Raw genomic sequence first — 21,294 nt, 5'->3', positions numbered from 1 at the left:
ACATCTGATTATTTATGGGTGTCGGCTTTTTTATGCGAAATGCAGTAACTTTTGTCATAAGCAGCAATAACAAAAACAATATATTTATTAGTCATTTATTTTATTTGCCCTGTACAAAAAAACCTCACACGAAATTAGTATTTCTTCAATTTATAAACTAGGTTTTATTAATCGGTTTATTTTTGTACACAATCGTGTGAAAAATCATTAGGGAATGAAGTCATGGCAAATAAAGCTAAGTCTGGTAATAAAACGACAAAACACACCATAGAGCCCACCATTTCAGACACTACATTGTCAGAAGAGTCACCGGCTAAAAGCAAGGCGTTGGTTGAGAAAACGATAAGTGATTACAACTATTTTACCGAAGATGATTTAAATAAAATTCTGCAAAATTTAGATGTTTTGCGCGGACATGTATTGCCCAAGCCTATCACGGCTGAAAATGCAGAGCCGGTTGAACCTAACTTTCCATCGGTCTGTTTAATAGGACTTGGCCGCTGCGGTTCGAATATCGCCTTAGATGTTGCCACCTTAGTTCACAATGCTCGAGTGTTTTATCTTAATGATTTTCATGATGTTGAAGAAAAACACAAAGAAAAAAATCGTAAAGCCCTTAATTGGATCCAACGTAGTTTAAAGATTCAGCCAGACGAAGATTTGCAACCGGTTTTTCTTATTGAACCTTTGGTTATGTTAGGTGATTTAGATAAGGATATCCGAGGCCGAATTCAGTTTTCTGCTAAAAATGGCGGGATTAATTTTCTAAACGAATACAGTAAATTAAAGATCATGGACTTGTCGGAAGTGCATGCAGGAGGGGCGGGTAACGCGCCAATTCTTGGCCAATATCTGGCTAAAGTAATATTAAACAAAGAAACCGATAAATTCAGTAACGAAGACTGGAAGTTCATTCACTCATACCTTATTGATTCGTGTGGTATTAAAGCAAATCAATCGCGTCTGTATTTCTATATCTTTAGTGCTGGTGGAGGCACTGGCTCAGGAATGGCTTCGGAGTTTGGTCTAGCGCAACAGTATTCTTACATGAGTAAAACCTTCGACATTCGCACTGAGCAAGAGATGCAAGCGCATAACCAGTCGTTTGTGTTTGAGCCTATATTCACCAGTGGTATTTGTATTTTACCCAATATTACCCATCGTACCGCTGAAATGTCTGAAGCTCTTCATATTAATGCTGGCCGACTACTTTGCAAGTATTTGTCGGAAGAGTGGAATTTCTCTTACAGTATGGATAATGATGACAGCAATTCGGAGAGCATCAAAAAACGCATTCGCCCTTGGAATGCCATGATGCTGATTTCAAATGATATTATGCGCTACGCAGAAGAAACCGATGAAGCGAGTATTAACGACAATTACAGCGGTCAGTTTATCGATGTAAACGCAATGGAAAAGCACGCTAATCAGTATATTAGTCAGCAGATTTTTAATATCCTAACAGCTCAAGCAGTAACTACTGACTACGATGAAAACTACTTTAGACGCGCGGGAATAGACATTGGTGAAACTATTCGTTTAGATGCCAACGATCTATTTATGAGCCTTGCAGGACCTATTGCTGTGGCCTACGCAGAGTCCGTTGTGAAGGTGCGCGATGCTAGTGACTCAAGACTTGGTATTCTTGATAGGAATAAAGAAGAATTAGACATCGATGACTTGTTTTTCCGTTCTATTGATTTACCGCATTTTAATAAAGACACTACAGCCATTGAAGGCATTAGCCTTTTACCAGTTGAGTCGAAGCGTTACCGTGCAGCGCTTAAAAAATATAAAGAAAGTGGTTATGACGCAAGCCACCTAAGAGATTTACACTTCTTTAAAAATTGCTCGTCGGTGGTTTCAATTGTATCGCTTCCAAAGGATTACAAACTGTCGTACATGGATCTCAATAAGCTTAAGCATCACCTCAATAGTTTATTCCCTAACACCACACTTAAGCGATTTGCGCTGGTTATAGGCGCGTCGGCTAATTTGTCGCTTACTACCTTAGTGGCCAAAAGCCCATGTTTAAGCGATGACTTTTTAACGTTAATTGTGTCGTATATAAAACGTTGTTTTGCCAAAGAAAGCTACGGATTTGATGATACTTTAGACAAAGCGATTGTAGAGTTTATTAAAGCGCCTGAGTTTGATGAGGCTAAACTAGAAAGCATGTTAGAAGAGTTTGAAAACCCAGCTAAAATTCTAGATACCAACTGGTTTGCTATCAAACCTATGTACGAGAAAAAGTATCGCGAGCTAATTCACGACGAAAGCAAATTTACATCAATAAACGATATTCGATTGAGCATTTCTAGTGTCAAACAGGCGATATACTACCTACGTAAAATCTATCGCCACCGTATAGGAAAAACCAACGTTATTTCACTATACAACAACGTATCTATGTCCGATGAACAGCCAGTTGAGAAAAAAGGGAAACCTAAGAAGTCGTAGGCTAGTTTAGTGGACGTGTATTAGATAGTAATAGGCTTGATAGCCGCTGGTCCCAAAAAAATGAAAGGTCCCATTAAGATTAAAGCTTAGTGGGACCTTTTTGTTATTCGATGTTTTGGATCTGTTCCCTCATCTGCTCAATTAGTACCTTCAATTCTACGGCTGCATTAGTGACATCCGCATTGATGGATTTTGAGGCGAGGGTGTTTGCTTCGCGATTAAATTCTTGCATCATAAAGTCTAAACGTCGGCCACAGGCGCCGCCTTTTTTCATGATTTTTTGAGTTTCGCTAACGTGCGACTTTAAGCGGTCTAGTTCTTCCGCTACGTCGGTTTTTTGGGCAAGGAAAATAAGTTCTTGTTCTAGGCGAGCTTCATCAATATCTACTTTTGCATCGGCTAGTTTGTTTTGAAGACGTTCTTTTTGCCATTCCATAATGGCGGGCATGTGTTGTTCAACAATAGCGGCTTGCTCAAGAATGTTTTCTAAGCGGGTATCAATCATGACTTTAAGGTTAGCACCTTCGCTGCCTCGAGCTTCGATGAAGTCTTTTACTAGACCGTCAAAACCGGCAAGTATTTGTTTTTGAACTTCGTTCATGTCGGTTTCTTCAGCTTCCATCACGCCTGGCCACTTAAGAATATCTAGAGGGTTTAATTGACCATTTGATGATTCAGCGAGTACCCAGTTTGCGCTTTCAATAAGCTGCTTGGCTAAGGTTTCATTTACCGTTAGTTGGCCAACTGATGAAGCATTAGCTGTGTATTTTAGAAAGACTTCAACTTTACCGCGTTGCAACTTTTTGCGAAGGCGTTCACGTAATACAGCTTCTAACGAACGAAATTGCTCAGGAAGACGAATATAGGTTTCTAAATAACGTTGGTTAACAGATCGGACCTCCCAAACTGCGGTGCCCCAATCCCCTTTAATCTCTTGTCTGGCGTACGCCGTCATACTTTGAATCACAGAACCGTCCTAAATTTTAATTTGATATCAATGTGTCATTAGTATAAACAGTAGTTAAGGGTTCTCACACAATTTTTTAAATTAGTTGAATTGTAAAGTGAACGCTGGAGGTATTGTCATTAATAAACATGTAGTCACATTTCTATTAAAAGGACTATGTTTGGCGGTAGGGCTGTTTAGCAACACGCCTGATATCCAAAGTGAGTCGTATTTACTTAGTGATTCACATTTACAGAATGAGTCCTCGGCCAACTCGTTAACGGAAGCATCAACGTCGGCTTGTCCTGTTCCTAAAAAGCTAACGTTTTCTTCTCTTCGACACCCTCAAATTCAATCTGAAATACAGCCACTCCTTGAACGCGTTTATGCAAAGTTAGGCATTGAGCTGGAGTTTGTTGTGACAACGTCTTATCGAGACTTAATGCTGGTAGCCAATAACCAATTAATGGGCAGTGCGGCTTTTGCAGACGATATAATCAGTACTATGCCAGGCATTTTAGCGGTGGAGCCGCCATTGCGGAATATGTCTTATGTGCTGTTGTGCCACAAGGACTTAGCTTGTGATGAAGGCATCTTTGACGCACAGCCTCAAAATTCAATAGCCGCTTCAAATGCGATGAGTAAAACAATCTTAACTAGATTTCCACAGTTGAGTCCAAAACAAATGGTGTCAACTCGAGAAGTAATTGGTGTTTTAAGAATGCTGGAAGAAAATAGGGTGGATTACGGCATTTATCCTATTTCCGACAGGCACAATGGAGGTTTGTTAGAACTCCCTCAAAACTTAAATTACTCTATTCTCTACGACTTAAAAAGTTTTCACGTAATAAGCAGGCAAATATCTTGTCTGTTGCCTAAAATAGAAGTCGCGCTGCGTGAAGAATTAAGCAAATTAAAGTAAATACTTAAATTTGTCGCTTTTTTAGACAAAAAAGGTCGCAATTGTTTGAAAAAAAGCGTATGATTCGCGCCCTTTTGAATTCCCCCACAGACAGGCTAAGCTCAATTGAACACGTTGCAACTAGGTTGCAGGCGTAAATGGTAATTGAGTGATGATGGACTACGCGTGAAGTTGGGGTAGAGATGTGAGTAAAAAAATGACAGAAAATGTAACCCCAAAGTTTGTTGACTTAGGTTTATCCCCAGCAGTTTTAGAAGCCGTTCAACACGTAGGTTATGAAACCCCTTCACCAATCCAAGCCGAATGTATTCCGCATATTTTAAATGGTCACGATATCTTAGGTATCGCACAAACAGGTACTGGTAAAACAGCCGCGTTTGCATTACCAACATTATGCCACTTGGACCCAAAAATCAATTCACCGCAAATTTTGGTTTTAGCGCCAACTCGTGAATTAGCAATCCAGGTTGCAGAAGCGTTTACCACTTATGCTGAAAAGCTAGATGGTTTCCACGTATTACCTATTTATGGTGGTCAAGACTTCCGTACTCAGCTTCGTGCTCTTAAACGTGGTGTTCACGTTATTGTTGGTACACCAGGCCGTGTTATGGACCATATGCGTCGTGAAACTTTAGACCTGTCTAACTTAAAAACGATTGTTTTAGATGAAGCTGACGAAATGTTACGCATGGGCTTCATCGATGATGTTGAGTGGATCATGGAACACGTTCCAGATGCAGCGCAAATTGCGTTATTCTCAGCAACAATGCCAGCGCCAATCTTAAAAGTGACGCAAAAGTATCTTAAAGATCCTAAAGAAGTTCGCATTAAGCCTAAATCTGCGAGCCACTCAAACATTACTCAGCAGTACTGGATTGTTAATAACAACCAGAAGCTAGACGTATTAACTCGTTTATTAGAGTTAACTGAGTTTGATGGCATGATCATCTTTACTAAGACACGTCAAAGCACGTCTGAGCTAGCGGACAAATTATCTGCACGCGGTCATGCTGCGGCAGCGCTTAACGGTGACATGAACCAATCACACCGTGAACAGTGTATTGAATCACTTAAGTCTGGTCGTTTAGATATCATTATTGCAACAGACGTTGCGGCACGTGGTATTGACGTTGAGCGCGTAAGCCACGTAATCAACTATGACTTACCATATGACGTTGAGTCTTATGTTCACCGTGTTGGTCGTACAGGTCGTGCGGGTCGTAAAGGTAATGCAATCTTGTTTGCAACGCCACGCGAGCGCCGTTTACTTAAAACGATTGAACGTGAAACTAAACAAACAATTTTACCTTATGAGCCACCTTCAAATGAAGAAGTAACTGCATTACGCGTTGCTGCATTCAAAGAGAAAATGGCTGACATAATTGCAGGTCAAGACTTAGACTTCTTTAACAAGCTAGTTGTTGAATTTGCTGAAGAATCTAATCAAGAACTAACTGCTGTTGCAGCTGCGTTAGCAATGATGGCTCAATCTGAAGCGCCATTAATTGTAACTGGCCGTGGTATGCCGGGTAATAACAAGTTCGACGATAGCCGTGGCGGACGTGACAGAGATCGTGGCGAAGGCCGTGGTCGTGATAGAGAACGTGGCGGACGCGGTGAAGGTCGTGAACGTGGTGGTCGTGGTGATCGTGATCCTGGTGTTAAAATGCAAGCGTACCGCATCGAAGTTGGTCGTGAGCATGGTGCATCTCCACGTGATATCGTTGGTGCAATTGCAAATGAAGCTAACTTGAGCTCTAAGTTCATTGGTAACATTAAGCTTATGCCTGGTTTCTCAGTAGTTGAACTACCTGCTGATATGCCTGCTGAAACTCAACAGAAGTTAAAGCAAACTAAAATCCGTAACCAAGTTTTAGACATCAAAGTTGACCCACGTGGCGGTGAAGGTGTTGGCGGTCGTGACGAAGGTCGTGGTCGTGGAGAGCGTGGTGGACGCGGTCGTGATGATCGTGGTGGACGTGGCGGTGAAGGCCGTGGACGCGGTGGCGAAGGTCGCGGACGTGGTGCTGAAGGCCGTGGTCGTGGTGGCGAAGGTCATCGTGGTCGTCGTACAGAGAACAAACCTCGCGACTAATCACAGCGTTTAAACATTAACTATCAAAGCAGCTTTCGGGCTGCTTTGTAGTAATTACTTTTAGATGTTTCTATTTTAGTTTTTTCAAATAGAATACACTCAATAAATCCAAGCTAATCAGATTCTTATTAAGGTTTTATCTATGCGTCCAAGTGGAAGAACAACAGCCCAAATTCGTCCTGTTACAATTACTCGTAACTTTACAGCGTATGCTGAAGGGTCTGTGTTAATTGAAGTTGGTGATACTAAAGTTTTATGTAATGCGACAGTGGAAACTGGCGTTCCTCGTTTCATGAAAGGTCAAGGTAAAGGCTGGGTAACGGCAGAATACGGCATGTTACCGCGCTCAACGCATACTCGTAACCAACGTGAAGCAGCAAAAGGTAAGCAATCAGGTAGAACATTAGAAATCTCTCGTTTGATTGCTCGTTCTTTAAGAGCGGCACTTGACCTGTCTGCACTAGGTGAAAATACAATTACTGTTGATTGTGATGTTATTCAAGCAGATGGTGGTACTCGTACTGCGTCTATTACCGGTGCTTGTGTTGCGTTAGTTGACGCCATTAACTACATGCGTAAAGAAAACATCATTAAAACAAACCCGCTTAAGCACATGATTGCCGCTATTTCGGTTGGTGTTTACAAAGGTACACCAATTGCTGATTTAGAGTATTTAGAAGACTCTGAAGCTGAAACAGACATGAACGTTATTATGACTGAAGATGGTCGTTTAATTGAAGTTCAAGGTACGGCTGAAGAAGCGCCATTCACCTTTGACGAGATGAATGAAATGATGAGCCTGGCGAAAAATGCCATTGGCGAGTTAGTGGACGAACAGAAAAAAGCATTGGCGTAAGTTACTGTAGCAACATCTCATGTTGTACGTTTGATAAAGTCGCCGTTTGAATAAAATGTGCGACTTTTCTGTATCTGAATTAGAATTTACAGAGTAGCGCTTATGACTATTTTCATGAGCATTAAGTAGGAGAATGAAGTGAAAGATTATCAAAAAGAGTTTATTGAATTTGCATTAGAGAAGCAGGTTTTAAAGTTTGGTGAATTCACCCTAAAGTCGGGTCGTACTAGTCCTTACTTTTTTAATGCAGGTTTGTTTAATACTGGCCGTGACTTAGCTCGCTTAGGGCGTTTTTATGCCGCTGCGTTGGTTGACTCTGGCATTTCCTACGATGTTTTATTTGGCCCAGCATACAAAGGCATTCCAATTGCGACCACTACAGCGGTTGCGCTTGCTGATCATCACGATCACGACACGCCATATTGCTTTAATCGCAAAGAAGCGAAAAAGCACGGTGAAGGCGGCAGCTTAGTAGGCGCTGAGCTAAAAGGTAATATCATGTTAGTGGATGACGTTATCACTGCTGGTACTGCGATTAGAGAGTCGATGACTATTATTGAACAAGCTGGCGCTGCGTTATCAGGTGTTTTAATTGCACTTGACCGTCAAGAAAAAGGCAAAGCTGAGTTATCAGCAATTCAAGAAGTAGAACGTGACTTGGTACCAAAGTGATTTCAATTGTGACATTGTCTGACGTAGTGAGTTTTCTACAAGACAGCGAAACGTTTGCTGAATATTTACCAAGCGTACAAGCATATCGCGCAAAATATGGAATTTAATGACGTTTTAACTGTCTTGTAAAAGGTGTTGAACAATTAATTCGCAGGGGGCGTAATGAGAACGTTATATCCGGAAATTAAAACGAACCAAACTTACATGTTAGATGTGGGTGACGGGCATCAAATTTACGTTGAAGAGTCTGGCAACCCAGATGGAATTCCTGTTATACACTGTCATGGCGGCCCAGGTGGTGGCAGTTTCGCCTGCTCAACGACGATACTATGATCCTGAAAAATATAGGATCATTTTATTTGATCAACGAGGCTGCGGACAGTCAAAACCTAACTGCGCTGATGACATTACGGCAACCTGGAACAATACTACTTCGCACTTACTTAAAGACATGGAAACGATTCGTGAGAAGCTAGGCGTTAAACGTTGGGTTGTCACGGGTGGTTCTTGGGGCACAACGGTGGCATTGTTGTACGCCATAAGAAATGCCGCTGTGGTAGAAGCCATTATTTTACGCGGTGTATTTTTAGCGCGACAGCAAGACATTGACTGGTTGTTTAATCCTAATACTGGCGCAAGCCAAATCTTCCCAGAGTATTACGCTAAGTTTGTCCAAGGCGTGCCTACCGAATCAACCGCTGAAATTCTTGAGCATTATCAAGAAAAGCTAATGGGTGACAATGATTTTGAACAGTTAGCGGCAGCGAAAAAGTTTGGGGCGTGGGAAGCCAAAATGGTCCAGCTTAATTACCATCTTGATCATTACAAAGGCAGTCATCGTGAGTTGCTGACGATGGCGATTTTGTACAGCCACTACTTTACCAATCACAGCTTTATTTATGAGTCGGAAATATTAAGTGAGATATCTGCAATAAAAGCTATTCCTGGTTACATCATACATGGTAGGAACGATGTGGTTTGCAAACCAGAAGGTGCCTATACATTAAGTACGGCTTGGCCAGCGAGTATTTTAGAAATGGTGCCAGCTGCGGGTCATGCCTCGTCGGAGCCGGGTATTATTGATGGCTTGGTGAGAGCTAGCAAAAAAGTTGCTGATTTTATTAACGAAAAAAAGAAGTAAGGTAGTACATGATAGGTCTGATCCAAAGAGTAAAGCAGGCAAGTGTTGATATTGACGGAAGTACGGTAGGTGCTATTGATACAGGCTTGTTGGTTTTATTAGGCGTTGAGCAAGAAGACAATGAACAAAAAGCTAAAAAGCTAGCAGAGCGAATTAGCAAGTACCGTATTTTTAATGATGAAAACGGCAAGATGAATTTAAACGTGCAGCAAGCGGAAGGTTCTTTGCTTGTTGTTTCACAATTTACGCTTGTAGCTGATACTAAGTCTGGTAATCGACCTGGTTTCTCTCGCGGTGCCTCGCCAGAGCAGGGCAAAGCACTATACGAGTATTTTGTTGAGTGTTGTAAGTCGTTAGGCTTAACCGTTGAAACGGGTCAGTTTGGTGCCGACATGCAAGTGTCATTAGTGAATGATGGCCCAGTAACTTTTTCTTTGAGTGTTTAAGCGAATTTGAGTTTAGCTTGCCAGAATTACAGAATTACAGAATTACAGAATTACAGAATTACAGAATTACAAATACAAAAATAATAATTAAAACAAAAGGAAGCAGTGCAATGTGGTTATTAAAAGGGTTAACAATTCTAATTGGTGGATTGGCGCTAGCCATGAGTGGTTATTTATATCAGGTGATTGATCAAACTAGCTTTTTTAACGAAGTTGTGGAAATTCCTGCGGATCAAATTTGGATGTATCACTTAGTGGCTGCAGTTGTCATCGTTTGGTTGGTGATCAGTTTGTTTATGAAGTTGTTGCCACCGCTTTTAATCGTTGGTTTGTTAATTGTAGCCGTGGGCAGTGAAGGTATGTTCTTAGGACTTAACTTTAACGGCACTATTGTTGAGCAGTCTGAGTTTATGGAAAACTTAGAAAACAAAGCCGAAGAGCTATTAGAAAAGGCAGAAGACTTACTCGACAACTAATGGCTAATAACTAACAGCTAATAACTAACACTGGGCCGCTCAGTATCAAATTGACTTGGCGAGGTTGTGTATTTCAATCTCGTCAGGAAAGTTAAACGTTTCTATATGTTCCATTAAAGCACCTTGCAGTTCAGGGCTTTTATAAGCCAACAAAATGTGATTTTTCATACCAGGCACGGCAAAGAGTTTTGATTTAGTATCAAAGCACTCATTAACCGTTTCAACCAATGATGTAAGTATTTCAGGCTCTGAACGCAAACAGTTGAAAACTAGCCAACCATCCTGTTTAGTTATTTTATAGCAGTCTAAAAAGAATTCAGCGCTAAAAACTTTAGTTGGTGACTCAGCGCCATGAAATAAATCAACCACAACCCAGTCATACTGCAGTTTGTCATTCACAGCTTGAGCTATAAACTCAAATGCGTCGGCCTTGATAATATTAAGATTATCGCCGCCTGGCATGTAGTTTTTAACGGTATCAATTACGTCTTGGTCGTATTCAATACTGGTGAACTCTACGGACGCTTGGGTTTGTGCAATATAACGCTGAACCGATTGACCACCGCCACCTAGTTCTAAAACACTTGATGGTATTTTATGGTGATTGTAGGGTAAGAACATGGCTAAAATATGAGGTAGAACTGGACGGTAGGGCGCTTTATTTTGGCAGGCACTTTGTATTACGCCATTTATTTCCATCCAAATATGGTGTTGATTTTGCAAGACTTCTATTCTTAATTCAGTAGACTGATAAAAATAAACCTGTTGGTTGGCTTCTGAGCTAAACTGAAATTGCGCAACATCCATAATGTTTTTATTCTCTAATATTAAGCAAGTTAGGTGTAGAACGACAGCATAACAATAACTAGTCGTGGCGCAATAGTGAAATATTTTAGGGGAGATAATTATGTATCAAGTTGTTGCACCACAAACCGAAGCAGACTGGGAACAATATTACGAAATTCGTTGGCAGATCTTGCGTGCGCCTCTGCAGCAGCCCCGTGGTTCAGAAAAAGATGAATACGAGCAACATGCTTGGCATCGCATGGTAAAAGACGACACTGGTAAAGTGGTTGGCGTTGCTAGGTTACATTTGGTAAACAATGAAGAAAGCCAAATTCGTTACATGGCGGTTATTGAAGATCATCGTCGAAAAGGCTTAGCGACTATGATGCTTGAGTCGTTAGAGGCCATTGCGCGGCAAGAAGGCGTTGATCGCGTTATTTTAAATGCGAGAACCTCCGCAACTAATTTTTATGAAAACCTAGGTTATCAAGTCACGGGTGATGCCCCTGAGATTTTTGGTGCTATTCCACATGTTCAAATGTGTAAACCGCTTGATAAAGTTGAAGTGATTATTCGTCATCCTCAGTGGTGTGTTGATTTACAGAATATTTGGCATCAACAAATTCCAATAACTCAGCTAATGGGTATTCGTGTATATCAATATACTGGCGAAACCTTTGAAACTCGAGCTGCGTTAAATCCAAATATGAACTTACACGGTACTATGTTCGCTGGTAGCATTTATTCACTAGCAACGCTAACAGGCTGGGGATTGGTTCATTTACGAATGAAAGAGAGCGATATAGAGGGCGACATCGTATTGGCCGATGCGAATGTGCATTACCACAAGCCGGTTACTGAGTTACCTCGCTGTATTGCGCATTTTGAGCATTTGGAAGGCGATTTTGAACCATTAAAAAGCAGTAAAAAAGCCAGAATTAGTGTGCAAGTGGATGTGATGGATGACCAAGCAAAAGTAGCTCAGTTTAGCGGTGAGTATGTTGTGATCCCAAAAAAGAAGAAAAAGTAATATGAAACAAAGAGTCGGCATCATTGGTGGTGGTTTTATAGGTAACGCATTAGCGCAAAGCCTAAATAAAGATAAATATGATGTTACGTTGTCATATCGCTCAAACAAGCCGGAATTAGCAATTTTGGATGTTAATTATGAGTTTTGTGATGTGAACAGAGACTCCGTTACTGGAGGAGAAGCTTTATTTCAGGTTGATTCGCTAATAGTTTGCATTCCCCCTGGTTTTAAAAAAGATATGGGTGATTCTTATACACCTCGTATAAAAACTATTATTAATAAGGCCCAAAATAGCAAGGTAAAGCAGGTTGTTTTCACAAGTTCTATAGGAATTTATTCTAAAGCAGGCATTAATGACGAAAATACTGAACTGGATTTTTCGGTCAATAAGGTGAAAGTCTTATATGACGCGGAACAAGAGGTATTAAATAGCAGGTTACAATATAAACAGGTGCTAAGATTAGGTGGTTTGATAGGCGGTAGTCGCCAGCCGGGTAATTTTAGAGTTGTGATAACGGAAGAAAACGCCAATGAGCCGGTGAATATGGTTATGCAGGAAGATGTGGCTGAAGCCATTATTGCGGTAATAGATGATGCATTTTCCCAAACGTCGTCTCAGGCAAAACATCAAGCCCTTTATAACCTTGTTGCGCCGCATCATCCAAACAAGCAAAGCTTTTATCGATATGCCAGACAACAAGCTGACACGTTAACAACCACTGAGATTATCGGGAACCCAATCACGACAGAAGGACGTTTGGTAAAAGGTGACTTGATAACTCAAAAGCTAAACTTTAGTTATCAACACGATAACTTTTTTGAGTCATTTACCACTAACGTTGTTTAGCGAGATATTTGTCTAATTGATTCGCAAATTGTTGTTTGTCTTTGTCGCCATATTTAGCTTGGCCACCTGACTGCACACCACTTGCTCGCATGGTATCCATAAAGTCACGAATGTTTAATCGCTGCTTTATGTTAGCAGGAGTATATAACTCACCTCGTGGATTTAATGCGATGGCTTTTTTGTCTATCACTTCCGACGCTAAAGGGATATCTGCGGTAATCACTAAGTCACCTTCTTTGGCTTGCTCAACAATATAGTTGTCGGCAACATCAAATCCAGAGCTGACTTGCATGCTTTTAATAACCAACGACGGCGGCGTGGCAATGTATTGATTAGCGACCAATATAAGTTCAGTTTTGGTTCGTTCAGCGGCTTTAAATAAAATCTCTTTTACTGGCACTGGACAGGCGTCTGCATCTACCCAAATTGTCATATATTTGTCTCATTTTTTGTGGAGTGTGCAGTGTATTCTATAACTTCAAAGCTTGCAAAAGAGAGCGTGCTAATAAATGATGGAATCAATTGGCGGGAGTTAGGCATGAAATTATCTAAAATCATTCTTCAATCGGTATGGCTATTTGCCCTGCTTAGCTCATATAATTGTCATGCGTTGGTCAATCCATCAAAAGACATCAAGGATTCTATGCTCGATTTAAAGCGTGAAGCAACATTTACTCAGTTCATTAAGTCTACCATTAACCCTTTTTGGGAAAGCTATGCTGTACCTGGTCGTTTTGTTAACCGCCAAGGATTAACAATTCATTTTGTTGAAGTGGGCAATGAACATGCCGAGCACACTATTGTTATTTCGCCTGGTCGTGTTGAGGGTTATTTAAAATATAAAGAGCTGGCGTTTGATTTAGTAGAACAGGGTTATCGAGTATTTATTATTGACCATCAAGGGCAAGGTTTGTCATCACGATTATTGGTGAATCGCCACAAAGGTCACGTTAAGCACTTTGATGACTACGCTAGCGACTTTAATCAATTTATGACTGAAATTGTAGAGCCAAAAGTGGTGGGCAGCGTGTCTATTGTCGCGCATTCAATGGGCTCTGCTATTGCATTACGTTATTTACAAACACATCAACACAAAGTAAATAAAACGGTGTTTTCATCACCTATGTGGGGTTTACCGACTGGACCTATCCCTGCCCAGGTTTTAAAACCTGTGGTTAAGTCTGCCGCTTGGTTAGTGGAGTTAGTTCAACCGCAAACGCCATATTTTGTAGGAAGTATGGATTATGAGTCGGTGCCATTCGCCACAAATTCCCTTACTCACTCAGAACCTCGATATCAGTACTTTAGAGAGACCTACGAGCAAAACCCAGATCTGAAACTTGGCGGCATTACTTATAGTTGGGTGGTAGCCTCGATTAATGCGTTGGATAAAGCGTATGCGCAATTAGACCGCGTTCGCATACCTGTTATGGTGTTTCAAGCTAGTGAAGATGGCGTTATTGATAACGAAGCGCAGAACAAGTTTTGTCAGCGACTTAAAGATGTGGGCAACGAGTGTGAAACGGGTCAGCCAATTGTATTTGACGGCGCACGTCACGAAATCTTTATAGAACGAGACGCCATCAGAGCCAAAGCCATCAAGCAGATGTTAGCCTTTATAAAAAGCTAAAAGCTAAAAGCTAAAAGCTAAAAGCTAAACTCAAACAGGCAAAGCACCTGAGATATTAGTACAAGTGCTTTGCTTCACGAAACATGACCCAAGATGCAATAACATACTTGTCATCTGAGATTGGGGTAAGCCCTCGGTGAGTGTGCGTAAAATCGCATGGCGCCAATACTAAGCTACCGGCTTTTGGGGTTATTTTAGCTTGCTGGTAAAAAATTCTGTTTCTCCACCTTCGTCAATATCATTCAAATAAAACAAGATTAACAAGCTACGTCGTAACGAACGCTGAGTGGTGTCTGTTGGATGTGGGAAATGCTCTGAATGCCAATGAGGGTACCCACCTTCTTGTTTTTTATATTTCTGTATATTAAGAATGTCTAATTCATAAATTCGAGATGCAATTTGGCCAATTTGCTCGTCGGACATGTTGTTTATATTGTCGTGGCTTAACGTGGTTATTTTTCCAGAGGCTGGGTCTTGCATTGAAGTTGATAACGCCCCGGTGAGCAGCATTGGGTGCATTCGAGCATATTGCACTAGCGCATTTAGCAACACTTGAGACAACTCATTTTGAGTGTTTTGCCAAGTTGGGTGATTATTGATGGTTAAGTCTAAACTATTCTTTTTAGTGGTATCAACGCCGTTGCCCGTTCGACCCGGATGTTTGTTTTGGTCAGACTCGAATTGTTGAATTATGTTTGTGCATTGCGCTGGGCTTAATGCTTTTTTAAATTCTAAAATGAACTGACTCATACCACTGCCTTTTATTGTTTTTATGTGACTAAGGCACGCAATGTGGCATGTTCTAACATATAATGTCAAAAATTAGGGCTTTACGCCGTTTAGATAACCATATTTTGTGAAGAGAGCTGTATGCTTAACATCGTTTTGTTCCAACCAGAAATACCCCCAAATACTGGCAATATTGTGCGCTTATGTGCCAATAGCGGGTTTCAACTTCATTTAATTGAACCACTTGGGTTTGATTTAGATGAGAAAAAAGTTCGTAGGGCCGGTTTGGATTACCACGAATTCACCAAAGTAAAACGTTACCCAAATTTCCAAGCTTATGTAGACGCTAACCCAGATAGTCACTTATATGCCTGCACCACAAAAGGGTCTGGATACCACAGCGACGTTAGCTATAAGGCTGGCGATAGTTTAGTTTTTGGGCCTGAGACTCGAGGTTTACCAGACGATGTTTTGCAAATCATTGGTAAAAATAATTGGGTTAAAATTCCAATGCAACCAGATAGTCGCAGTATGAATTTGTCGAATGCGGTTTCTGTTTTTGTATATGAATCTTGGCGTCAGCTGGGGTATGAAGGCTCTAAATAGTTAAAAATTAACAAACTATTACAATTTACTCATAACATAAGTTGGCACTTTACTGACCTCCATCTATGCTTAATTAACGGTGTATTTGGCAAACGTACAGGATAGGTGCCTTGCAGTTTATAACTTCTCTTTCTTGTCTACTCTTTTCGTGGTCATTTATCGCGATAGGTGTTGAATTTGTTGCTCCAGTTTTAAAGGAACGGCCTGTTGTCGAACCTGAAGAAACGCTAAATATCCTTATAAACCACGATACTATTATGATGATCATTACGCTGTTTTGTGCGGCAGTTTTCATCATGGTCATGTACGGACGCTGGTTAAAAGTCAAACTTGCCTTTCAAGCAACCACTAAACAATCATTTATAGATTCCTTGCTAGCCAATACTCGAGAAGCCATTTGGATTGCTGACAAAGACCGTGAAATCGAAAAAATTAATACGGCTTACTCGGATCTCTTTGGATTAGAAGAGGATGAAATTGTAGGTAAATGTTTTAAAGTTTATAACGATGAAGGTCGTAACTACGAAGTCGAAAATATTATTTGGCAAGAAGTTGTTAAAACTGGATTCTGGCATGGTGAGCTTTGGACCTACAATAAAGATAACCAACGAATATCTATAGATATGTCTGTGACTCGGGTTGCCACATCGCAAAAAGTGACGGGCCAAGTGGAAGTTAAATATGTTGGCATGATGTTCGATGTTACAGACCGTAAACATAACGAACAAGCGCTGCACCAGTTAGCGACACGAGACCAACTGACAGACTTACCCAATAGAACCTTGTTCATTGAATACATTAAACATTCTATATCAACTATACAGCCATCGTTACCGCACATAGCGGTAGCTTTTATAGACATAGACAACTTTAAAAAAGTAAATTCGAGTATAGGCTTACTTGAAGGCGATGAAATTATTTCTATGGTGGCCGTTCGATTAGAAAAGCAGCTGGATAGCAGTATTTCAATCGCTCGTTTAGGCGGTGATGAATTTGCTTTATTGGTGCCAAACGTGTTGTGTGGCAGTAATCCAATCGTTTATATCGAAAAAGTTATTCTCGATGTTCAGCTATGTTTTAAACAAACCTTTCGAATTGCAGACCAAGAAGTTAACTTAACTACTAGCATCGGTGTTGCTATTTACCCAACACACGGCACCAAAGCGGATGCACTAATGCGCTGCGCTGACACTGCGCTAAACAGAGTGAAAATAAGCGGCCGAAATGACGCGTTGATTTTTGATCACGTTATGGATGATATTACGTCGGACGATTTAAATATAGAAAGTGAACTAGTGGGCGCTTTAAATAACAATGAACTTTCAATTCATTATCAACCTTTATTTCACTCTAAAGAGGAACGCATATATGGTTTTGAAGCACTGGTTAGATGGAATAGTAAAACGAGAGGCTTAGTACCTCCTGGTCATTTTATTGAAATTGCAGAGCAAAATGGATTGATTCGACAGGTTGATTTTTTTGTTTTAAAAGAGGCATTCTCGGCAGCTCAACGTTGGTACGATAAAGGCTTAATGCGTGGCCGTATTGCCGTAAATATTTCTTCGGTTAATTTTCAGCAGGCTGAATTTGTGTGTCAAATTAAAGAGTTGGTTGCCAGTATAAATGGTAATTGTAAGCTTATTGAGCTGGAGCTAACAGAAACGGCCATGATGATTGACGCACCAACAGTGGCAAAAAACATATCTATATTAAAAAGCATGGGCTTTACTATTGCTTTGGACGACTTTGGCACTGGTTTTAGTTCGTTAGGGCACTTAAAACAATTTGATATTGATAAAGTTAAAATTGACCGGTCCTTTATCCATGAAATTGAGTTTAATGAGCAAGATAGGAATATCACTTCTGTGATTATTCAACTGGCCGGCCACTTAAATATTGACGTGGTAGGTGAGGGGGTTGAAAACGAACAGCAAGCTTATCTGTTGCATGTTATGGGGTGCCATCACTTGCAGGGTTATTTATTTAGCCGTCCGCTTCCTGAGCCGCAATTAATGGAGTATCTAAAAGAATTACCTAAAACATTGCCGAATGTTTCGCAGCGCATGAATATTGGAAGGTAGATAAAATGGATGTTGTGGCATTACTGAATATTTTTTTAGGTATTAATGTTGTAGTCGCCTTTATGGTTTTAGCGCTTATCCTTTGCTTAAAAAAACACGAGTATTGGCTTGGTTTTGCATCAAATTTACTTGCGGCTTTTTATTGTTATAACGCCATTACTGGTGTTTATCAAAACGTTGACCTTTCAATTTATTTAGCTTCTTCTCTTGCCGCTGTGTTGTTTTGCGTCCCACTTATTTGGAAAGACATGTTGTTTAACATTGTCGATCATAGCTACCAATGGGGCTTTTTGATTGTCATTGTCAGTTTGTTATTACTAAATCACTTGCTACTAAATCAACTCTTAATCTATTTGTTAATGCCGGTTTTTGTTTCAACATTAATATTATTTAGAAGCATATACCAACATGGCGCATTAGTGGCAAAGCTTGATGATATGGCAGGCAAACTTGATTCCGCAAATGTGAAAAATGGCTTTGATGTGTCTACGGGCCTACCTAATAAAACGGGGTTTTCTCAACAAGTAGAAAAATGGTTATATCAAAATTCTAGTGAATCATTAGACATTATTGCTTTTAAGTTCACTCGGTTTGCTGAGTTAAACCGATTGATAGGTCACAATCATGCCGATATTGTAAAACTACAACTTATTAGTCGCTTGAAGAAAAAATTAGAAAAAGTTGCGGAAATTGTCACGTTAACAAATGAACCGCTTAGTACAGTTTTTGCTAGTGCTGGTGGCGTCGACTTTTTAATGGCGATAAAAAAAGACACGAATGTTTATGCCACTGAGCATATTATTGATTTGTTATCGAACAGCATTAGCGAGCCAATTGTAGTGGACGCTACCGCCGTGGATATTGGCGTTGATTTTGGTGTTTCTTCCTATCCAGAGCAAGGTCATGCCATTGAAAGTTTGATTGAAAATGCGTTTTTAGCATTGGAACAGCCTGATAAACAAAGTCACTCTATTTACTTTGATAACAGTCAAACCGCAAAGTTGCTGGCAAAAAAATCAATTATTAGTCAGCTCAAAAACGATTTAAATACAGATAGGTTTGTGGTTTATGTTCACCCTCAAATAGACCTTAAGTCTAAAAAGGTATTAGGCGGCGAATTGTTGGTTCGTTGGAACCGTGAAGGCGAAGGTATTGTTAGCGCAAGAGAGTTTATAGAGCTTGCAGAGCAATCGGGCATTATTTACCAATTGAATATGTGGACCATAGAAAAGGCGATTCAAGCATTAGCGATTTTGAAATCTAATGACTCACCACAAACGCTGTCGGTGAATATTTCTAACAGGGAGTTATTACAATCTCATTTAGTGGAATCAATTTTAAACTTTCTTGACGAGTATATGGTGGAGCCAAGTAAGCTTATTGTGGAGATTAAAGAGTCTGCATTTGCAGAAAACAAAACAAAAGCACTTAAAGTCACTCGATTATTAGCGCAATCAGGTATTAAAGTTGCGATTGATGACTTTGGCAAGGACTTATCAGCGTTAGAAACATTTAGCCATTTTACGCCCTATTACGTAAAAGTGGATTGCAAGCATATTTCTAGAGCCACAAAGGGCCATCAGTTAAATACTTATATCAATGCTATTATTGGTATGGCGAAATCTTTAAATATTCCTGTTGTAGCACAAGGGATAGAAACAGAAGAAACAGAGCTTCAATTAATAGATTTGAATTGTGAAACAGGGCAAGGCTTTTTCTATAGCAAGCCTTTTGAATTGAGTGGATTTTCTGTTTGGGTTGAACAATGGCGAAGAGTACATCAACGCCACATGTAATTTAACTCATAGACATTTAAAAAACAGACACTTAAACAACAAACAACTTCGGCGACGTAACTGCCACTACCACTACGGTTTGTTATTCCCTATCAGATAGCTGTATGTAAGCTGTGTTAGCACCTGAGCTACTTCTAGCGTTTTATGACTTGGAGGTTCATTAGCATCTGGCGCACCTTCACATAAATGCAGGTATTTATTTTGAGATAATTGAGCCAATTGATTAACGTAAAACATAGCTTGTTCTGAGGTAAAGCCTGTAGAGCTATATGCACTTGCCGGCATGTGTTTAATACTGTCTAGGTCAAGCTCTATACCTACAGCATGTTTGTTATTATTTACATACGACTTAGCGTTTTCAACGGCATCATTAAACACAACACTGTGTTCAATAAATATTTGTTGATAGGTAATAAACGGAAAGTCTGCGTCTAATAAACCTTGAATTGTTTCCGCGTTATTCTTCTGCTCATGTAAACCAACAACACAATAATGACTTAACGAACCAGCTTCATAAGCGTATCTAAACGGATTTCCAGAATGCCTTCCTTCTGCTTTTCTAAAGTCCGCGTGAGGATCTAAATTAACGCAACCAACCGCTAAATCTGTTGCTTTATTTAAAGCCTGAATGATAGGAAATGCGTTGTTGTGACCGCCACCAATCACAATCGGCTTTAAACCTAATTTAAAAATTGGCAGAAGCAGTTCTTCGACTCGACTGTCTAATTGGGCACATAAATCTCTTAACGAACTTAACTTGTGATCTGAAATAGTTGCAACATTACTTTGCTTTTGCAGGTCAGATACGTCTAGTTCGCCAAGTAATAATACTGAGCCCCAGTTAAAAAACTGATTTGCTTGTTGGCTTAGCATTACCGGTAAGTACTGATGCCAAGCATTTTTGGCACCGCCTTTTCCACAGTTTGCCCTTGGGCCAATATCTTCAGGGATACCTAGAATAACAAACTCAACACCACGCTGCTGCGCAGACTCTAAGTTGTCCAAATAAGACTTTTCTTGATCTGGCACCATTATGACATCGGCCACATGGGTTTCACTTAGTCTTCTATTTTGAAAAGAGGCTAAGTCGTTAAGATTGGTATAACGTAGGTAATTAGACATTATTCTATATCAAGTGGATCAGCAGATAATATGGTGCCGGTACTGTCGGCATATAAATGGTCATCAGGCAAAAATGTAACGCCAGCAAAATTAATTGCGACTTCTTCTTCACCTGTGCCTACATCTTCTGCACCAACCGGGATAGAGTTTAAAGCCAAAATACCTATGTTGATATCTTCAAGTGCATCAACTTCACGAACACTGCCGTTACAAACAATACCTTCCCAATTATTTTCAGCTGCTAGTTCAGCAATCTCAGCATCAATTAAACCACGACGAGTAGAGCCGCCACCATCTATAACTAAGACCTTACCTCGACCCTCTTGGCCTAACAATGTCACTATTAGAGCATTGTCTTCAAAACACTTTACGGTTTGTACCTGACCACCAAATGAAGTGATCCCGCCGTAATGTTCAAAAAGTGGGTCTAGCACATCAACTTGCTCAGCAAACGTGTCGCATAATTCAGATGTATTGTATTGCATAGTTACCCCGATGATTTAATTAGAAATCTGTTTGTTCCTAGTTTGTACACCAAGTATATAATTCATCCTCAGCATTACCAATTGTTTATAAAAAAACATGTGAAAAACCTGAAAGTCGTGGTTTTGATTGCTTAAACCGGAATTGTTAGAATATTTTTCTAGAGTTTT

The 21,294-nt window shown here is 40.2% G+C and carries 20 protein-coding genes and 1 pseudogene; 15 read left to right on the top strand and 6 right to left on the bottom strand.

Going from position 1 to position 21,294, the window contains the following annotated elements:
- Window positions 1-222 precede the first annotated feature (222 nt).
- Window positions 223-2,460 carry a hypothetical protein gene (locus tag GNP35_RS09430; protein ID WP_155695846.1) on the top strand — a complete coding sequence of 746 codons (2,238 nt, stop codon included), beginning with the start codon at window positions 223-225 and terminating at the stop codon, window positions 2,458-2,460.
- Between the two features lie 103 nt (window positions 2,461-2,563).
- On the opposite strand, the gene GNP35_RS09425 is transcribed toward GNP35_RS09430, so the two are convergent.
- Window positions 2,564-3,427 carry a YicC/YloC family endoribonuclease gene (locus GNP35_RS09425; protein WP_330997758.1) on the bottom strand — a complete coding sequence of 288 codons (864 nt, stop codon included), beginning with the start codon at window positions 3,425-3,427 and terminating at the stop codon, window positions 2,564-2,566.
- 160 nt (window positions 3,428-3,587) lie between these two features.
- Between GNP35_RS09425 and GNP35_RS09420 the strand changes: the two genes are divergently transcribed.
- The 8 genes and pseudogenes from GNP35_RS09420 (at window position 3,588) to GNP35_RS09390 (ending at window position 10,014) form a co-directional block, all read left to right on the top strand.
- Complete coding sequence (locus tag GNP35_RS09420; protein WP_155695845.1) at window positions 3,588-4,328, top strand: hypothetical protein; 741 nt, start codon at window positions 3,588-3,590, stop codon at window positions 4,326-4,328.
- A 196-nt stretch (window positions 4,329-4,524) separates the two neighbouring features.
- A complete protein-coding gene (locus GNP35_RS09415; RefSeq protein ID WP_155696093.1) occupies window positions 4,525-6,423 on the top strand; it encodes a DEAD/DEAH box helicase in 1,899 nt (632 codons plus the stop codon).
- 142 nt (window positions 6,424-6,565) lie between these two features.
- Entirely contained in the window at window positions 6,566-7,279 is a 714-nt protein-coding gene (gene rph, locus GNP35_RS09410; protein ID WP_155695844.1) for a ribonuclease PH, read from the top strand.
- 138 nt (window positions 7,280-7,417) lie between these two features.
- Window positions 7,418-8,058, top strand: a pseudogene (pyrE, locus tag GNP35_RS09405) (orotate phosphoribosyltransferase).
- A gap of 55 nt (window positions 8,059-8,113) precedes the next feature.
- Entirely contained in the window at window positions 8,114-8,284 is a 171-nt protein-coding gene (locus GNP35_RS15690) for a hypothetical protein (protein ID WP_230961354.1), read from the top strand.
- On the top strand, window positions 8,250-9,092 hold the full coding sequence (locus tag GNP35_RS09400; RefSeq protein ID WP_330997756.1) for an alpha/beta fold hydrolase: 843 nt from the start codon (window positions 8,250-8,252) through the stop codon (window positions 9,090-9,092). Before GNP35_RS15690 ends, GNP35_RS09400 begins: the two co-directional genes overlap by 35 nt.
- An 8-nt stretch (window positions 9,093-9,100) precedes the next feature.
- The gene (gene dtd, locus GNP35_RS09395) at window positions 9,101-9,538 is read left to right on the top strand and encodes a D-aminoacyl-tRNA deacylase (protein WP_155695843.1); all 438 of its coding nucleotides are present in this window, start codon (window positions 9,101-9,103) and stop codon (window positions 9,536-9,538) included.
- Between the two features lie 110 nt (window positions 9,539-9,648).
- Entirely contained in the window at window positions 9,649-10,014 is a 366-nt protein-coding gene (locus GNP35_RS09390; protein WP_155695842.1) for a hypothetical protein, read from the top strand.
- Window positions 10,015-10,059: 45 nt separating this feature from the next.
- Here the strand turns inward: GNP35_RS09390 and GNP35_RS09385 are convergent, their stop codons facing one another.
- A complete protein-coding gene (locus GNP35_RS09385; protein WP_155695841.1) occupies window positions 10,060-10,821 on the bottom strand; it encodes a spermidine synthase in 762 nt (253 codons plus the stop codon).
- Window positions 10,822-10,921: 100 nt separating this feature from the next.
- Between GNP35_RS09385 and GNP35_RS09380 the strand changes: the two genes are divergently transcribed.
- Both GNP35_RS09380 and GNP35_RS09375 read left to right on the top strand, forming a co-directional pair.
- A complete protein-coding gene (locus GNP35_RS09380; protein ID WP_155695840.1) occupies window positions 10,922-11,830 on the top strand; it encodes a bifunctional GNAT family N-acetyltransferase/hotdog fold thioesterase in 909 nt (302 codons plus the stop codon).
- A 1-nt stretch (window position 11,831) separates the two neighbouring features.
- The gene (locus tag GNP35_RS09375; protein WP_155695839.1) at window positions 11,832-12,677 is read left to right on the top strand and encodes an NAD(P)H-binding protein; all 846 of its coding nucleotides are present in this window, start codon (window positions 11,832-11,834) and stop codon (window positions 12,675-12,677) included.
- Here the strand turns inward: GNP35_RS09375 and GNP35_RS09370 are convergent.
- Window positions 12,664-13,110 carry a YaiI/YqxD family protein gene (locus GNP35_RS09370; RefSeq protein WP_155695838.1) on the bottom strand — a complete coding sequence of 149 codons (447 nt, stop codon included), beginning with the start codon at window positions 13,108-13,110 and terminating at the stop codon, window positions 12,664-12,666. The two genes, GNP35_RS09375 and GNP35_RS09370, sit on opposite strands and share 14 nt — an antisense overlap.
- A gap of 105 nt (window positions 13,111-13,215) precedes the next feature.
- On the opposite strand from GNP35_RS09370, the gene GNP35_RS09365 reads away from it, so the two are divergent.
- Window positions 13,216-14,307: an alpha/beta fold hydrolase gene (locus GNP35_RS09365; RefSeq protein ID WP_155695837.1), complete on the top strand. Its 1,092-nt coding sequence runs from the start codon at window positions 13,216-13,218 to the stop codon at window positions 14,305-14,307.
- Window positions 14,308-14,496: 189 nt separating this feature from the next.
- Here GNP35_RS09365 and GNP35_RS09360 read toward each other — a convergent pair whose 3' ends face one another.
- Window positions 14,497-15,057: a 2OG-Fe(II) oxygenase gene (locus tag GNP35_RS09360; protein ID WP_196492474.1), complete on the bottom strand. Its 561-nt coding sequence runs from the start codon at window positions 15,055-15,057 to the stop codon at window positions 14,497-14,499.
- 120 nt (window positions 15,058-15,177) lie between these two features.
- Here GNP35_RS09360 and trmL point away from each other — a divergent pair, with 120 nt between their 5' ends.
- From trmL to GNP35_RS09345, 3 genes are all read left to right on the top strand, one after another.
- Window positions 15,178-15,642 carry a tRNA (uridine(34)/cytosine(34)/5-carboxymethylaminomethyluridine(34)-2'-O)-methyltransferase TrmL gene (trmL, locus tag GNP35_RS09355; protein ID WP_155695836.1) on the top strand — a complete coding sequence of 155 codons (465 nt, stop codon included), beginning with the start codon at window positions 15,178-15,180 and terminating at the stop codon, window positions 15,640-15,642.
- A gap of 110 nt (window positions 15,643-15,752) precedes the next feature.
- Entirely contained in the window at window positions 15,753-17,723 is a 1,971-nt protein-coding gene (locus tag GNP35_RS09350; RefSeq protein ID WP_155695835.1) for a putative bifunctional diguanylate cyclase/phosphodiesterase, read from the top strand.
- 5 nt (window positions 17,724-17,728) lie between these two features.
- Complete coding sequence (locus tag GNP35_RS09345; RefSeq protein ID WP_155695834.1) at window positions 17,729-19,519, top strand: GGDEF domain-containing phosphodiesterase; 1,791 nt, start codon at window positions 17,729-17,731, stop codon at window positions 19,517-19,519.
- A gap of 72 nt (window positions 19,520-19,591) precedes the next feature.
- Here the strand turns inward: GNP35_RS09345 and GNP35_RS09340 are convergent, their stop codons facing one another.
- Window positions 19,592-20,641 (bottom strand): formimidoylglutamase, encoded by a 1,050-nt coding sequence (locus tag GNP35_RS09340; protein WP_155695833.1) that lies wholly within the window; start codon window positions 20,639-20,641, stop codon window positions 19,592-19,594.
- Entirely contained in the window at window positions 20,641-21,126 is a 486-nt protein-coding gene (rraA, locus tag GNP35_RS09335) for a ribonuclease E activity regulator RraA (protein ID WP_155695832.1), read from the bottom strand. The genes GNP35_RS09340 and rraA overlap by 1 nt, the downstream gene beginning before the upstream one ends.
- Between the last annotated feature and the right edge of the window lie 168 nt (window positions 21,127-21,294).

It is taken from the genome of Psychrosphaera haliotis (genome assembly GCF_009728465.1).
Taxonomy (GTDB): Bacteria; Pseudomonadota; Gammaproteobacteria; order Enterobacterales; family Alteromonadaceae; genus Psychrosphaera; species Psychrosphaera haliotis.
Note: the sequence above shows the minus strand (reverse complement) of the source record. Positions and strands in the feature narration are given on the sequence as shown.